The sequence below is a fragment of the Lysinibacillus sp. NPDC093197 genome (assembly GCF_044754025.1).
GTDB lineage: Bacteria > Bacillota > Bacilli > Bacillales_A > Planococcaceae > Lysinibacillus.
The window spans coordinates 300,614-316,769 of sequence record NZ_JBIVOH010000002.1; the positions used below are offsets into that span (position 1 = coordinate 300,614).

Sequence of the window (16,156 nt, forward strand, 5' to 3'; positions counted from 1 at the left end):
TATCATTATTGTACCAAGTAATACGTTTTAATGTTTTTAGGAGGATACATATTATGAAAAAGAATAAACGAAATAAGTGGGGGATGAAATTAGCAGTATTAGCGTTAGGCTCTTCTGTACTTTTTTCAACAATTGACACAGCATCAGCTGCAACATATACAGTTAAATCTGGGGATTCTCTTTGGAAGATTGCCACTCAAAACGGCATTTCTTATCAAACTTTGATGAGTTGGAATAACCTAACTTCATCAAATATTCGAGTTGGACAAACATTAACTCTAAATAGCACAGCTAATAAGGCTCCTAGCACCCCTGCTAAAACACCGGCAAACCTTATCCAAATTGCGAAACAGCAATTAGGTGTAAAATATACATTTGGAGGTAGTAAACCGAGCACAGGTTTTGATTGCTCAGGCTATATCACTTATGTATATAATAATGCCGGTATTTCAACGAGCCGTAAATCAGCAGCAGGCTTTTATTATGCAGCAAAAAAGGTAAGTTCGCCACAAGTAGGTGATTTAGTATTTTTCGCTAATACTTATAAAGCAGGTATTTCTCACGCAGGTATTTATATCGGAAATAACCAAATGATTAATGCAAGTGACGGCGGCGTTAGCATCGCTAACATTAACAGCACCTACTGGAAGAAATACTTTGTAGGTTATGGTCGTTTATAATTTATATGAAAACAGTTAGGCATGTCCTAACTGTTTTTCTTATAAACTCAACGGTAAAGCCAAAATAAAATCGCCCTTTACAATAGTAATGGGCGATTTTTATTTTTTACCGGCAATTTTCAGCGGTTATTGCTATTGAATATGTGCCACCTTTTTTGATTTTAACTTTGCTAAACGCAGTAAATAAATCATAAAGACAACGCCGAGTACACCTGCACCTGTTAAATAGACGGATGCATACCCTACTTGCACTGCGACCATCCCTAAAATATATGATCCAAGGGCAATACCAAGGTCAAACATTGTAAAGTATGTTGCTGTTGCGTAGCCACTACGAGTATGGGCTGTTGATTGGACAGCTAGTGCTTGTAAGCTTGTTGTTACCGCTCCGTAGCCAAATCCAACAAAAACTGCCGAAAATAAGAATAACGCTGGTCCTGAAACATTCGCAAGGAGGATTAATCCAATTGCAAATGAAATAATACCAGGGATAATTACAAATTGCGGCCCTTTCGTATCATAAAGCTTCCCAGTATAAGGTCGTGTAATTAGCATGGCCGCTGCAAACACTGCATAAAAGAAACTTGCCACAGACATTAGATCCTTTTGCTGTGCGTACACTGACAAAAATGATAATACACTAGCATAGGCAAACGCAACCAAGCTGGCAATAGCCGCTACTGGTAACGCTTTTCGTTCAAATAAATCATTGAATTTAAAAGTTAGTTTCCCTTGATGATCGGGTTTCGGTAAATCATCTGTATTAATCGTTACAGCTAGTATACCACCCGCTAAAACACAAATACTCATGACAATAAATAATACATTAAAACTGCTATATTGAATAAGAAGTAAACCGATAAATGGACCAATAACAACTGCTAAATTCGTGGACATTGTAAAATAACCTAACCCTGTGCCTTTGCGACTGTTTGGTACAATATCTGCTGCTAAAGAACCTGCTGCTGTCGTAATAATACTAAAGAAAATCCCTTGCACAAAACGTAATGCTAATAAAAGACCAAATGGATGAATAAATAAATATAATATCGTACATAAGAAATAACCTACAATCGCAATGACTAAAAGCTTTTTCTTGCCGAACACATCCAATAATTTACCTGAAAACGGACGTACAATGATAGCTGATAATAAGAAACCTGATAATAGTAATCCCGCATCCTTATCTGTTTGGTGTAGCTCGCCGATCGCATACAGTGGCAAAGTCGTTACCAAACCATAAAAAACAAAAAATACCGATATATTTGTTATAAATAAACTAATGAACCGCTTCGTCCATATTTGTGTGTTGCCCTCTTGCTGCACATCAATCAACCTTTCATTTTTTGCAATAGATTTATAAATTGTGACTGCTCTTCAACAGTAAGTGAACCTACCATTTCCTCCTCAAACGCTAAGATCGTTTCAGTAATCTTCGGTAGTTGTTCCTCCGCCATCGCTGATAATGTCACAATTTTTTCGCGCTTATCCTCTCCATCAATTCGTTCCACCCAGCCTAAAGTTTCTAGCCTGGAAATAGCTCTCGTTATACTTGGCGCTTCGACATTCAAATATTTCCAAATTTGTGTCAATGTCATTGGACCATGTGTATGTAAGCAATATAAAATTGTCCATTGCGAGCTATACAGCTGGTGCTGTTTCAATACTTCATTCAAGCAATTTGTTAAATAGCGACTTTTTTGAAATAAAGCATGGAAAACGGGATTCATATTATCACTCTCCTTAATTATTTACCTAGCTAAATAAATACTATACGCCTCATTTTTTAGGTTGTAAAGTATGTTGTTTTTGCTGCAATCTGCGATTTATTGGATTTTATCAGCATTTCTTTCGGGTTTTGTGGCGTTTTTCATGCATTTCTTGGCGATTCCGAGAAGTTTATTGGCGATTCAATGCTTTTATCCGTGTTAGCAGGGAATTTACAATAAATGTCGAATACAGCTACTAGACTTATAAAAAGGGAGATGGGAACATGGGGAAAAACATACTAATCATCGCAGGCGATGCTGTAGAGGCATTGGAGATTTATTATCCATATTACCGTTGTTTAGAAGCTGGCTACGAAGTGTCCATTGCTGCACCGTCAGTAAAAAAACTACAAACCGTTTGTCATGATTTTGTTGAGGGTGTGGACACTTATATAGAGCGTCCAGCTTATGGCTTAGAAGCAACGGCAGCCTTTGCGGATATCGACCCAACACAATTTGATGGCTTAATCATCCCTGGTGGTCGCGCGCCTGAATACATTCGATTAAATGAGCATGTCCCAGCGATTGTGAGCCATTTCTTTGAGGCGAATAAACCTATTGCTGCGGTATGCCACGCGGCACAAATTTTTGCAACAATTCCAGATGTACTTAAAGGACGTGAACTTACTGCCTATATTGCCTGCAAACCAGAAGTCCAAGTAGCGGGTGGTACGTATATCGAAGCAAATTTACACACAGATGGCAACCTTGTTAGTGGTCACGCTTGGCCTGATTTACCTGGATTAATGCGTGAATTTATTCAAAAAGTAGAAGGATAAAGATGAAGAGGATGCCGAATCGGGCATCCTCTATTTAGCTGTTTCCTGAAGCTCAACATCCAACACTTTTTGTGTTTCAGTCGTATACTTAATTCTTACATAAACACCGAATTCTTTGTCTCCCTCTTTTAACCAAAGCTTAAATTTTTCTATGGTTGCCTCTTCATTCACTTCACTACCCTCATGTAAGTAGTCGATAATTTTTGAATTGGGGTATGATGATTGTGTCTTTTCAATAGCGAGTTTCCCCCATTTAGCATAGGCAGGCGTTACCTCGGCATGTGCATCCAGCATCGGTAGTGGCACGGCTTGAGGTATCATAAAAAATCCAAGTGCTACAAGTAATTTGCGCATGTTTTGAGCTCCTTTCTTTTTATAGAATGTGCAACAAATAAAAAATCATTATGTTTCTCAGCTTTATTGAAGAAAATGGCACTGTTCTTATTATGTAATCTCGGTATAGCTTTGCTTTAACTACAAAAAATAAATGCTCCAGATGTTATCTTTGGAGCATCCAATATTTTAGGGTCTTTTTGTACTTGGTTGTTGAGGGTTATTATGAATTACTTTATTAAATTCTGCTGAATATTCTTCCCGATCATTTCTTTTATGTGTATCTTCCTTCTTTTTCTTTTTAAAGCTTGTTTTACTTTTCTTTGCCATTGCTAACTCCCTCCAATTTAGCTCTTTTTATTAGATTGTTGATTTTTATCATGATTGGTTTTATTGTTTTTATTTTTCGCTTTGGCATCAAATTCCGCACTGAATTCTTCATTTAGATTATCGTTTGGGTTATTGTTATTACTATTACTGTCATCAAGGTCTTTACTTTTGTAAGTTCCAAAAGGATTGTGTGTCCTTGCATTCATTGTTTTTTTGCTGTTTTTGTTATTTCTATTGCCCATAACTATTCACCTCCTACTTGTAATTTGCTCAGGAGTGAAGGAATTATGCTTTGGGGAAAACTTCAATGGGAGAAGATACAATGGCAAGATTTGCATTCAAAAACACGGGGGATTTTAAACAAATAAGCTTCTCCATTCCGTTTAAAATAGAAAAAATGTACATCACCAATAATCATTAGTAATGTACATTTTTATTTGTCATTTAGACAATTGTATATTCAGTTATATTAAGTAAAGCACCGACTGCACCTGAAAAACCGTGGTCATTGATAAATATAGGTGTATGTTTTTTCGTCCGTGTATAATTGGCAATAACATGTGTAAGGTGGTCATTATGACTAAGAGTTGAGCCAATATAAACGATATGCTGCGCATTTTTTTCCTCGGCATATTGAATACTTAGTGTCGTAATAACCTCACCAACAAGTCCTTGCACAGTCGCAATAATATCCTCTGGAGGATGTTTCACTTCCTCCGTAATACCGACTTTACCAAAATTACTTGCAGTCAAATGCCCGTCAATTGGCGTATCCATTCCTTGATAAATATCTTTTACAAGTAAATCGACACCTTCACGATTACCTCTTGTAGCCAGCTCACGGATTTCATTGTAATCTGTAATTCCTGTTGTAAGCGCTGACAATCCAATTAATGTGCCGCCGCCTACGCCTGTACCACCAACGCGAATATGTGTATTATCTTCCATATAATGAATGGAAGTTCCCGTTCCAATATTGGTAATCATACTACGCTCAAAGTAATATCCTTCTTTATTTAGTAAAAAACGAACACCCTTCAATGTAGCTTCAAATTCTACTATATAATGAATCGATTTCATTGTTTTTATGACATCAAGTAATTGTTCTGTACGTCCCCCCGTAACACCAATATCCTCAATATCTGGATTATTTTTAATCCACTCCATTACAGTCTGCAAATCATTTGACGGAAAAGTTGTTAAAATAAGTTCGTTTTGCTCGTCTAAGTAGGCAACCTTCGTCAATGTGCCGCCTGCATCAATACCTATAGCCTTTGGCATACCATTCTCCTTTAACTTTATTCAGCAGAAAAATTTTTCCTACCTAAATAGATGGTTAGATGAATACTAGTTTACTCTTTTATTCAGTGAGTGTCTAAACGCTAACTGATTAAAGTTCATGCCTCCGGCGATTGTCAACGATTTCGAAAGGAGTTTATTGTGTATGCACAATTCAAAATCCTGACACACTGGTTCTGCGCGAAAGCGAAACGTCAGCGATAATTAAGCCGAGGCGCAAGTGAATATTCGCCCTCCCTAAACTTTACCGCTGTTGAAATGATTGTGCAATAACTTGGCAAACTTTCATGAAAAAAAACATGAAAAATAGCAAAATTAATAGATAAATGCAATAAATATTTACATTTTATGCAAAAAAAAGAGCCGCTGTTAAAACAGTCGACTCTTTTTATTATAACATTCTAAAAAAGCTAATTATTGTGCAGAGTATCCGCCATCAATTACAAGCTCGCCACCTGTGATGTAAGAAGCTTCATCAGATGCTAAGAATAAAATAGCGTTTGCAACTTCTTCTGGTTGTCCAAGACGACCCATTGGAGTAGCACGAACTAACATGTCCATTGCTTCTTTGAATTGACCGATGTTAGCAGTCATTGGTGTTTCAATTACACCAGGGAATACTGTGTTTACACGAATGTTAGATCTACCTAATTCAGCAGCTGCTGCACGTGCGATTGCGCGTAAAGAACCTTTTGAAGCTGTATAAGAGTTTAAGCCAGAACCGATAATAGCAGTGTATGATGATGTATTAACGATTGAGCCTTTTCCAGCTTCTTTCATGTATTTAGAAACATGTTTAATTCCTAAGAAAGGACCGAATGAGTTAATTTTGTGCATGATAGCCCAATCTTGGTCTGTAATATCTTGTGGAGATTTTTGTGAAGAAATACCAGCATTGTTGATTAAAATATCGATACGACCATATTTTTCAACAACCGCTTTTGTAAATTCAGCCCAGTTTTCATCAGAAGAAACGTCTAATTTCATGCCTTCTACGTTTTCTAATTCAGAAATTTTTGCTAAATTTTCTTCGTTAATATCAGCAGCAATTACGATTGCGCCCTCTTTAGTGAATAGCTCTGCCATTGAAGCGCCCATTCCTGATGCGCCACCTGTAATAATTGCGATTTTGTTGTCTAAACGTCCCATTAAAAAAAACTTCCTCTCTCTTCTATTTCGCCTAAGCGTATTTAGCGTTGTTATGTAACTTTAATTACAAACAGTCGCCTAGCACTTTAAAACTAATGCAGTTTTCTGTCAAACTGTATATGTTTAAATAGTTTACTATTAAACTTTATCATAATTTTGAAGCGTTTTCAAAGAATATGACCGATATTTGAACAATCTGTTTTCACTTTCCTCAATTTTGCGATACGATATACATTGAGGCTTGACTATTTGAACGGAGGAAAAACACGTGAAAGATAAAAAAACACTTTATAAAGAAGCGATGCAAGTTTTAAAAGAAACGAGTCGCACATTTTATATACCTATTACTTTTTTAAAAAATGATTTAAAAATGTCAGTTGCTGCTGCATATTTAGCGATGCGTGCCATTGACGAAATCGAAGACCATGAAGAACTTTCGAATGATGTGAAATTCGATTTACTTTCCGCAACAAGTGAATTATTAAAAGAAGAGTTCGATGAAGTAGCCTATAATACTTTACTAGCTCCATACGCTGAACAATTACCCGAAGTTTCCCTTCGTTTAGCGGATTGGCTAACATTTTGCCCAGACGGCTCTCGAGAAATTGTCCAAGCATCTACAAGTGAAATGGCATATGGCATGGCAAAATGGGCAAAAGCAAATTGGCAAGTGCATACACGTGAAGATTTGGATGACTATACATACTATGTTGCAGGACTCGTTGGGACAATGCTGTCAGAGTTATGGGCATGGGGTGCAGACGTTCAAACAGATCGCGAATTAGCAATTGGCTACGGTCGAGGACTACAAGCAGTCAATATTTTACGTAATCAGCATGAGGATTTAGACGAGCGTGGTGTAAGCTTTGTGCCGGACGGTTGGACACGAGAAGATTTGTTTGCCTATGCCGAGGAAAACCTAGCGAAAGCAGATCTTTATATGAAGGCAATCAATAAGCGTACGATTTTATTGTTCTGTCGTCTTCCACTTGCTTTAGCCCATAAAACATTAAAAGCAATGCAAGAAGGTCGTGAAAAAATGACGCGCGCTGAAGTAGAGCAAACTGTAGAAGAGATTCAAAAATAGGTGCCTGGCACCCACACAATTCACTACAATTCATAAAAATTCAAAAGCCCTTGTGTTGAGATTGGTCTCACACAAGGGCTTTATTGTTCATATGACGCTGACGAATCGACTAATTAGCTCATAGCCGAAATATAGAGAAAGTACCGATAATAATGTAAAGACAACTTTTTCTACTTTTCCGCCAGTTTTCGTTGTTAAAGGAAAGCGCACTGACATGTTTATCGGGAAAAATAGCTTCACCCCTTGTTTCGTCCCCATATCGAGGACAATATGACTCACCATGCCTACTAAAAGTCCCGCAATAATCGATTCATATGGGATTATTGCGTGTAACAGTGTCGCTACAAGAAACAAAAACAGTAAACTATGTGTAAAGGAACGATGTCCAAATAGCTTGTTAACAATTTTTGAAATGATGGGAAATGTCCGCCCAATTTTGCTTCCGCCATGGCAAATATCCGGAATTAATGCTCCGATAATACCAGCTCCAACTAATACGAATGGATTATCATTTGAAATTTGAGCAAAGGCAAGGCTAGCTGTGATGCCTCCAATGATGTGTGTATTCCCTTGCATAATTACTCCCTCTCTATGTACTGTAATTTTACTTTCCTAATGTAACATATTCTCCTCCAAAAGAGAACATACATTCCAAACATACGTTTTATTTTTTTACTTTACGTTGACTACTTTCGAAATTCTCCAAAGCGAGCCTAAAATTTTTGTAATGAAATTGTATATCTAGTAGGTCTAACGTGAAAAATGACTACGGGAGGTAGCTATGAAAACGTATAAAGGAATGCTATTTATTTTCATCACGATGCTTGGGAGTGCGTTACTATGGTATTGTGCGACGCCGATTGAAACTTTACATGAGTTAAATAGGCTCAGCCATATTATTGGGGGCATGGCAATTACAGGATTCTTTCTTGTTTTTTTACTTGCCACAAGAAATAAAATTCTCGAACGGTGGTTTCATGGCTTAGAACATGTCTATAAATATCATAAGTATTTGGCGATTCTATCATTAGGGCTAGTGATTTTACACAGTCAATTGCAAGATTTAGTGCCACATGGGGATAAAGGGATAGAAACTCCGCTCAATGAATTAGCAAAGAAATTTGGTGAGCTTGCGCAATATGGCTTTATCGGGCTAATCGCCATTGCACTATTAGCAAAATTTCTGAAATATGAGCATTGGCGCTATATTCACCGTTTATTGCTTTTACCGTATGCGATTGGCCTTTACCATGTCTACTTTTCAAGCAAGTATGATTTATTTCAAGTGACACCCCTCGGTATTTTTACTGCAATAACTGCCATTATAGGGACAATGTCCGCTTTATATATGCTTACAATGTATCAAGATATGCGATTTAAACATACAGGTAACGTTACAGGCATCCGAAAGATGGGTGCTAGCGCAGTTGAATTAGAATTAACATTAGATCGAAAATTCCCCTATCGTCATGGTCAGTATATCTTTTTAAAAATATTCCAAGATGGTTTAGAAAAAGCACCACACCCCTTCTCCATTTCAGGCGGAGATGGTCATAAAATTTTTGTATCGATTAAGGCACTTGGCGATTTTACTAAAAAGGTAAATACACAAATACAATTGCAAACACAAGTATCCATTGAAGGCCCCTACGGTCATCTAAACTTTGACAAAGGTTATCAACAACAAATTTGGATAGCTGGTGGTGTAGGTATTACGCCTTTTATATCGTATTTACAATCGCAACCTACTGATCGCGAAATTGAATTATTTTACACGTTCCGTGGAGAAAACGATGCTATCTATAAAATTTTTTTACAAAAATACGCAGAAAACAATAAGCATTTTAAAGTGAATTTTATCGATACGACCACCATGGACAGACTTACTTTCGATCATTATTCAGTGCCAGTGCATACGAGCATCTTTTTGTGTGGCCCTGAGAAAATGGTGAAGTACTTTATTAAGCATTTCAAATCCAACAGTAGCGATATCGACATCAACTATGAAACCTTTAAATTTAAATAACGTATCCAAAAAAAGAGGCTACATCCAATAGTAGGAATGTGAGCCTCTTTCGCTTATTATCATTTAATAATTTTACGACTAAACAAATGCCTATTTTTCACTATAATGACACTTACGACTGCAAGTAATAGCCCCGAAATCAAAAAGACTAGTCTTACGCCTATAACATCTGCAATTATTCCCATCATAAGAGAGGAAATGCCAAATGCCCCCGTAGAAATCGCACTTAAAGAAGTATATACAGAGGACAGTTCTCCTTTTGGGACACTCGTTTGAATAACCGTATGTTGTGGGATGCTCTTTATTTGGCCAAAAAACCCAACGCAAAAAGTTAATAATAATGCGATAATTGGAATACTATTAACACTAAAAAAAATGGTTGCTATAAACATAAACAAAGAACCAATAAACATCACTTTCGCTAATTGCCGCTCAATAAAAGATGTATATTTAACACAATAAACGCTTCCTGCTATTAAACCTACAAAAAATGTGCCATTCAAAAAGCCCCACCATTGCTCGTCAACTAGTAAAGCATCCGTGACAAATACCAATATAATTGCAGCAATCCAAACCGTACCTGCAATCGATTCGAGAAAATCTATCCAAACAATCCTTCTTAACAGTGGCGTATGCCAAAGTAATTTCCAGCCTTTGATAACTTGTTCTATTTTCCCTTGTTGTGCAAGTGATTGATGGTCAACATTTTCTAACAAGCATAAGACAATACTGGCCACTGTAAACAAACAGCCCACTACCCAAACTACTTGCTGGGAACTTAGAAAAAGTAAAAATAGGCTACCTACGAACCACATAACGGTTTGAATAAATTGAGTGACTGCTTCGTCAATGCCATTTGCCTTCAATAATTGTTCGTCTTTCACATAATGTGGAACCAATGTCTGTCTTATTGGATTCGCGCAACCATCAAGAAATGCAACCATACTTATAACAATAAACAACAAGTAAAAGTTAGTCGCTGTTGTTACATATAACAGTAGCCCTAATAAAAATAATAAACAGGTCTTTCCTATTTGCGAACCTGCCATTAACCATTTTAAATTCACTTTTCCAAACAAAAGCGGAGTCAATATGCTTGATACAAACATTGATGAAGCAATTGTAAATGGCACAAATGATGCTGCAATAGCCGATTCCGTTACAACGTAAATTAAATGAATAATGCTCACTATATATAAAACATCACCTATATTTGCCAGTGACTGACCGATCAGTAATAATGAAAAATTTCTACCCAATTTCATAATAAACCCCCATTTTCAAGAAATTAAATTTATCGAAATGGGTGATTTTTAAATTGGACTGTTCATGTAAACTTTCCTCCCCCATTTTTCACGAAATGAAATTCATTCAAATGGGTGATTTTTAAATTGGACTACACATGCAAACTGCCCTCCTTTTGTCTAGTAGATAAATCTTGGGGGAACTAGATTTATCAAAATTTTTAACAATAATCCGATAGATGCATTTTTTATAGTAAAAAATAACTCCATTTTGAATAGTAGTCGAGCAAAATGGAGTTTCTCTGTATTTCATAATAAAATTGCTATTTTTACATTTTTCGTACAGGAACTTGGATTTCAAAGGTAATCTCATTTGGTTTATCCGAAATTGTAATATCTATATGCATTATTTGCAATGCATCACCGATAATTTGATAACCATTTATTTTAAGTTGTTGAAGCATCTTTCTTAAACTCTCACTACGACTTGTCAATAATTCTCCATTGTATCTGATACAGGCAAATAATCCTCCTGGAACAGTCAGCTCATATGTATTCGGAATAACTTCCTTGTTTTTCGCTACAATAAAAATAGTAGAAGGCTCTTCAAAACGCTCCGTTTTAAGATTCGTTTCTTCTATAATAATGCCTAGTCTGTTGGTAGCAAGAATAGGCGTCTTTTCTGTTAGCATATTTTCTAAATTCAGGACACCATAACAAAGCTCAAAGTTATCATTAATTTTTTCATGCAATGTAAGTAATCGTCTACTCTTCATTTCACGGAATATGACTTTCTGTAGCTCACTTTCTTTTTCTACCTGTTCCAAATAGGCAATTTTTTCTCTTATATTTTCTTCCATTTCATTTAATTCTTTAAGATTGGAAACAAGTTCTTCATGTTTTGCTTTCATTATTTCCAATGATTTACTGAAATTGCGTTCATTAAGATATTCCTTTATTTCATCCGTAGTCATTCTAAGTTGCCTTAATTCTTTAATCGTCCCTAGAATCTCATATTGGAAAATAGAGTAGTAACGATAGCCTGAAAGAGGATCGACGAATTGCGGCTTGAACAAGTCGATCCTGTCATAGTGACGTAATGTCTCCGAAGTCACACCACGCAACTTTGCCATTTCGCCGATGGTCAGTTTTTCTTTCAATTAGCTTACCTCCTAATATAGTAGGTTTCTAAAAAACTGACCAAATTGAAATCATTCAGGTTTGATTAGTTTACATTTAACAAACTTTATCGAGGAAGTGATAAAGATTATGCTCAATTTTTTCCTACCTACTTGAATTTATTCCAAAATCAATTTGTACTCCTTTATAGGACGATTGAAATACGAGCTTCTTATTCAAACTATGCATTTTTTTCTGATTATTTGTCAAGGTTTTATTTCAATCCCATTTTCAGTGAATATATGCCCAAGTTTTTCAAGAATTACTTACTAGTTACAAGAAAAATTAATTTCAGTTTAACAGTCCTTCTTTTTGGCGTACTTTTTCCATTTCCGCTTCCCTTTCAATCTCCTTCTCTTTCAAAACATAACTAAGTAAATCAAGCATTAGTCGAGCAGCTACTTGCCCCGTTATACCAGTCGGATCATAAGGTGGTGCTACTTCTACTAAATCGAACCCAATCACTTCTCCCCTTTGTGCAATCCCTTGCAGTAATTCATTTACTTCATCGTAAAGTAATCCACCTGGGGAGGGTGTACCCGTCCCCGGAGCGATAGATGGATCCAAGCCATCAATATCAATCGTTACATAATATTTTTCTCCTGCTGGTATTTGTTTCAGCACTTCTTCAAGCCCCATTTTTCTCATTTGTCGGGGAGATAATATCACGCTACCATACGCTCTTGCAGCATCAACATCTTCTTTTTTACTACTACTTATACCACGAATCCCTAATTGGAATATTTTTTGTACGTAATCTAGCTCAGATAAACGACGGATACAGTTCCCATGACCATAACGCATTCCAGAGCGGTGATCCGCCCAATCTAGATGAGCATCAATTTGTATAACATGAAATGGACCTAATTCTTCCAATCCTTTTCCTACTGCAGCAGTAATAGAATGATCTCCTCCAAGTACTACTGGCATCGCGCCCTTTGAAACAATTTTGCGAATCGCCGCTTCTGTATTTTCGTGACATTGCATAAGGTCGCCATGTACCATATCCACATCGCCACAATCTACTACTTTCCAATTGGGTCCGAGATATGTGATATCATTTTCGATGTCATAAGCTCCATCTAATCCAAAACTGTAAAGCGTTGATCCTTCCCTGATTCCTCGTGGTCCCATTCTGGCACCCGATTTCCATTGCGTACCCATGTCATTCGGCACTCCGATAACCGCTACATCGGCACTTAGCTGCTCTAAATCATCGCAGATTGGATATTTTCCAAACGTGCATATTCCTGTAAATGGCAAATTTAAAATCTGTTTCTCATTGTGTTTAACCATTATTATTCCCCTTCCATACTACTATTACATTCCTAACACAGAATCCCCCGTGTGTACTGTGATGTTATTTAGATACATGTTGCTCTTTCATACCATAAGTCATTTGAAACAATTTCAAGTAATCATCCTTCGATAACTTACGTGAATTGGTCATTGTACATAAATGATTGAATGCACCTTCAGCAAGAAACTCGAAATCATCAGGATGAACATTATCTAAATCACTAAATTTTGGTATACCGATTTTGTTTGATAGTTCGTGTAGCAAAACAACACCTTCTTGAGCAATTTCCTCGATGGTCTTTCCTTCCGTTCTCGCACCAAGTTTCACAGCTACCGTCGCATGCTTTTCCACATTGGAAGGGATATTATATTCAAACACATATGGAAGGAAGATAGAATTTGCCACCCCATGTGGTGTATCATATAGTCCTCCAAGCGGTTCAGCCATTGCGTGTACCGCACCTAAGTCTGCGTGAGTAAATGCCATTCCTGCAATCAAACTTCCACCAAGCATATTTTGCCTAGCTTCTACATCGTTCCCGTTTTCAACAGCGAGTGGAAGATACTTAGCAATTATTTCGATAGCATAAAGACTGAGTGCATCTGAAATCGGTTCAGCAATATTGCTCGTATAGGCTTCGATTGCATGTGTCAATGCATCCATACCAGTAGCAGCAGTTATTGATTTAGGTAGAGACAGTGTCAATTCAGGGTCTACTATCGCTAGTTTTGGTGCTAATTTTATATCAAGGATAGCCTCTTTCTGTTTAGTGATTGTATCTGTAATGACAGAACCTGTCGTCACCTCACTACCTGTACCCGATGTGGTAGGGATACAGATAAGGGGTGTAATGTCGTGATCCAACAAATTGAAACCATAGCGATCTTTTAACTCCCCTTCATGCGTGAAAAGTACCCCAATTGCTTTGGCAGTATCCATTGAACTACCACCACCGAGACCAACCAACAAATCAATATTTTCATTTTTAAATTGTTCATAGGCTTTTACGCAATCTACGTCTTTCGGATTCGGCATAATGTCATCATATACAAGGAATGGAATCCCTTCCTGTTCCAACGAGTCAGTTACCTTTTTTAAAATCCCTGTTTGTGCAAGTCCTTTATCTGTAATAATGAGCGCTTTTTTACTACCTAATTCTTTGGCTCTTTTCCCTACATTTTTCACTGTCCCATTACCAAACTCAATTGAAGTAGGTAAATTGAAATTAAAATTCCATACCATTAATTATTTCCCCTTTCCATTTTCAAAACTTTACGTCAACAAACAACTTTCATGAATTTCTCTTTATCTCACTCTTTAACTCTCAAACCAATTTGTCGGACTAACTTCTAAATTTATATTTATTTGCTTCACTTCTGAAAATTCATCTAAACCAAAAGTACCTAAACCTCGGCCAAGTCCACTCTGCTTATATCCACCCCATGGAGCTTCGTTGTAAGCAAGATTGTATGCATTAATCGATGTAATACCTGCTCTAATTTTTTTAATCACTCGTAATGCTTTTGCGCCATCTTGAGAGAATACCCCAGCTGCAAGTCCGTAAGGCGTATCATTTGCGAGTTTAATAGCTTCCGCTTCATCTTTGAACTTTTGCACAACTAGAACAGGACCGAATATTTCTTCTTGGACAATTTTCATGTCTGGCGTTGTTTCTATAAATATTGTTGGCTCAATAAAACAACCGTGTTCAAGCCCTTTACTTGTAATCCGTTTACCGCCACAAACTAATTTTGCGCCTTCATCAATACCGATTTGAATATAATTTAGCACCGAGTTCATATGATCTTCTCCTACAAGAGCGCCCATTTGAGTATGTGGATCATCGCCTCGTCCGACACGAATATTGTTCGCTTTACTAATTAGGCTTTCAACGAACTTGTCATGAATGCTTTCTTCGAGAAGCAATCTTGAACCTGAATTGCACACTTGACCCGCATTTACAAATATTCCATATAACGCATAATCAACTGCTGTTTCAAAATCTGCGTCAGCAAAGACGATATTAGGCGATTTACCACCTAATTCAAGTGCCACCTTCTTAATATTTCCTGATGCTGCCTTCATGATGGATCTGCCCACTGATGTACTGCCAGTAAAGGAAACCATATCGACTTTATCGCTCTCTGCCAATTCATTTCCGACAGTAGAACCTCCTCCAGTAACCAAATTCGCAACACCTTTCGGAATCCCGACTTCTTCAATAATTTCAAAAAGTTTCATAGTAGTGATCGGCGTTAACTCTGATGGCTTAAAGATAATCGTATTTCCAGCTGCTAGCGCAGGCGCAATTTTCCATGCGCCAGTTAATAACGGGAAATTCCAAGGGGCAATCAGACCACATACACCTACAGGTTCCCTCACAACAAGCGCTTGTACCGGGTCGGCAACTGAATATGTTTGACCATTTGGTTTTGTGACTAGACCGCCATAATATCGGAAACAATTCACTGCATCTCCTACATCGAACTCTGCTTCTCTAAGGGGCTTGCCTGTATTTAACATTTCAAGTTCACTTAGCTCTGATGCATTCTCCTCAAGTTTATCCGCAATTTTAAATAAATAAGATGCTCTTTCAGAAACAGGCAAGTTTGACCAAATACCAGAATCAAAAGCAATTCGTGCTGCATTAATAGCATTTTGTGTTTCATCTATATTTGCTCTAGGAGCCTCTGCAATTACTTCGCTATTTGCCGGATTGATAATATTACGTTTCTCTTTATTCACTGAATCCAACCATTCTCCATTAATAAACATCTTTAAATTTAGCATTTTAATACCTCCCTAAATTAATATTTTCCATATTTACACAAACGCATATTTATCCTCTCATACAATATAAGAGATTAATCAATTCGTAGAGTTATATAACCCCTTCTGATAGCACTATTTTTGATTAACTAGCAATCGCTGAAAATCGCTAATTATAATCGCCTCACCCCTTTCACTTGAATTCCTACTTA

General features: G+C 37.1%; 17 protein-coding genes. 4 read left to right on the forward strand and 13 right to left on the reverse strand.

All coding sequences use genetic code 11. From position 1 onward, the window contains the following. Positions 1 to 53: 53 nt before the first annotated feature. Positions 54 to 680, forward strand: a complete 627-nt coding sequence (locus tag ACIP9G_RS07380) for a C40 family peptidase (RefSeq protein ID WP_340824967.1) — start codon at positions 54 to 56, stop codon at positions 678 to 680. Positions 681 to 812: 132 nt separating this feature from the next. On the opposite strand, the gene ACIP9G_RS07385 is transcribed toward ACIP9G_RS07380, so the two are convergent. Further along, the gene (locus ACIP9G_RS07385; RefSeq protein ID WP_401019079.1) at positions 813 to 2,012 is read right to left on the reverse strand and encodes an MFS transporter; all 1,200 of its coding nucleotides are present in this window, start codon (positions 2,010 to 2,012) and stop codon (positions 813 to 815) included. Beyond that, positions 2,012 to 2,410, reverse strand: a complete 399-nt coding sequence (locus tag ACIP9G_RS07390) for a MarR family winged helix-turn-helix transcriptional regulator (RefSeq protein WP_340824968.1) — start codon at positions 2,408 to 2,410, stop codon at positions 2,012 to 2,014. The genes ACIP9G_RS07385 and ACIP9G_RS07390 overlap by 1 nt, the downstream gene beginning before the upstream one ends. Before the next feature lie 263 nt (positions 2,411 to 2,673). On the opposite strand from ACIP9G_RS07390, the gene ACIP9G_RS07395 reads away from it, so the two are divergent. Next, positions 2,674 to 3,228, forward strand: coding sequence for a DJ-1/PfpI family protein (locus ACIP9G_RS07395; RefSeq protein WP_340824969.1), 555 nt, complete (start codon positions 2,674 to 2,676; stop codon positions 3,226 to 3,228). A 30-nt stretch (positions 3,229 to 3,258) separates the two neighbouring features. Here ACIP9G_RS07395 and ACIP9G_RS07400 read toward each other — a convergent pair whose 3' ends face one another. The 5 genes from ACIP9G_RS07400 to ACIP9G_RS07420 form a co-directional block, all read right to left on the reverse strand. Beyond that, complete coding sequence (locus ACIP9G_RS07400) at positions 3,259 to 3,582, reverse strand: DUF3889 domain-containing protein (RefSeq protein WP_401018573.1); 324 nt, start codon at positions 3,580 to 3,582, stop codon at positions 3,259 to 3,261. A 168-nt stretch (positions 3,583 to 3,750) separates the two neighbouring features. Beyond that, positions 3,751 to 3,891, reverse strand: coding sequence for a hypothetical protein (locus ACIP9G_RS07405; protein ID WP_340824972.1), 141 nt, complete (start codon positions 3,889 to 3,891; stop codon positions 3,751 to 3,753). 17 nt (positions 3,892 to 3,908) lie between these two features. Continuing rightward, a complete protein-coding gene (locus ACIP9G_RS07410; protein ID WP_172771013.1) occupies positions 3,909 to 4,133 on the reverse strand; it encodes a hypothetical protein in 225 nt (74 codons plus the stop codon). A 202-nt stretch (positions 4,134 to 4,335) separates the two neighbouring features. Continuing rightward, positions 4,336 to 5,172: a type II pantothenate kinase gene (gene coaW / locus ACIP9G_RS07415; protein WP_401018576.1), complete on the reverse strand. Its 837-nt coding sequence runs from the start codon at positions 5,170 to 5,172 to the stop codon at positions 4,336 to 4,338. A gap of 432 nt (positions 5,173 to 5,604) precedes the next feature. Beyond that, positions 5,605 to 6,339 (reverse strand): SDR family NAD(P)-dependent oxidoreductase, encoded by a 735-nt coding sequence (locus tag ACIP9G_RS07420; RefSeq protein ID WP_172771011.1) that lies wholly within the window; start codon positions 6,337 to 6,339, stop codon positions 5,605 to 5,607. Positions 6,340 to 6,640: 301 nt separating this feature from the next. Here ACIP9G_RS07420 and ACIP9G_RS07425 point away from each other — a divergent pair, with 301 nt between their 5' ends. Continuing rightward, the gene (locus ACIP9G_RS07425) at positions 6,641 to 7,426 is read left to right on the forward strand and encodes a squalene/phytoene synthase family protein (RefSeq protein ID WP_401019080.1); all 786 of its coding nucleotides are present in this window, start codon (positions 6,641 to 6,643) and stop codon (positions 7,424 to 7,426) included. 87 nt (positions 7,427 to 7,513) lie between these two features. Here the strand turns inward: ACIP9G_RS07425 and ACIP9G_RS07430 are convergent, their stop codons facing one another. Further along, positions 7,514 to 8,002 (reverse strand): metal-dependent hydrolase, encoded by a 489-nt coding sequence (locus ACIP9G_RS07430; protein WP_401018577.1) that lies wholly within the window; start codon positions 8,000 to 8,002, stop codon positions 7,514 to 7,516. Between the two features lie 205 nt (positions 8,003 to 8,207). Between ACIP9G_RS07430 and ACIP9G_RS07435 the strand changes: the two genes are divergently transcribed. Further along, positions 8,208 to 9,452 carry a ferredoxin reductase family protein gene (locus ACIP9G_RS07435; RefSeq protein ID WP_401018579.1) on the forward strand — a complete coding sequence of 415 codons (1,245 nt, stop codon included), beginning with the start codon at positions 8,208 to 8,210 and terminating at the stop codon, positions 9,450 to 9,452. Positions 9,453 to 9,511: 59 nt separating this feature from the next. Here ACIP9G_RS07435 and ACIP9G_RS07440 read toward each other — a convergent pair whose 3' ends face one another. The 5 genes from ACIP9G_RS07440 to ACIP9G_RS07460 form a co-directional block, all read right to left on the reverse strand. Continuing rightward, entirely contained in the window at positions 9,512 to 10,717 is a 1,206-nt protein-coding gene (locus ACIP9G_RS07440) for an MFS transporter (RefSeq protein WP_401018580.1), read from the reverse strand. A gap of 308 nt (positions 10,718 to 11,025) precedes the next feature. Beyond that, the gene (locus ACIP9G_RS07445) at positions 11,026 to 11,856 is read right to left on the reverse strand and encodes a MerR family transcriptional regulator (protein ID WP_401018581.1); all 831 of its coding nucleotides are present in this window, start codon (positions 11,854 to 11,856) and stop codon (positions 11,026 to 11,028) included. Positions 11,857 to 12,166: 310 nt separating this feature from the next. Further along, positions 12,167 to 13,171, reverse strand: a complete 1,005-nt coding sequence (gene speB, locus ACIP9G_RS07450) for an agmatinase (protein WP_401018582.1) — start codon at positions 13,169 to 13,171, stop codon at positions 12,167 to 12,169. Positions 13,172 to 13,235: 64 nt separating this feature from the next. Then, positions 13,236 to 14,417, reverse strand: coding sequence for an iron-containing alcohol dehydrogenase (locus tag ACIP9G_RS07455; RefSeq protein WP_401018584.1), 1,182 nt, complete (start codon positions 14,415 to 14,417; stop codon positions 13,236 to 13,238). Positions 14,418 to 14,492: 75 nt separating this feature from the next. Further along, positions 14,493 to 15,965 (reverse strand): aldehyde dehydrogenase family protein, encoded by a 1,473-nt coding sequence (locus ACIP9G_RS07460; RefSeq protein WP_401018585.1) that lies wholly within the window; start codon positions 15,963 to 15,965, stop codon positions 14,493 to 14,495. Positions 15,966 to 16,156 lie beyond the last annotated feature (191 nt).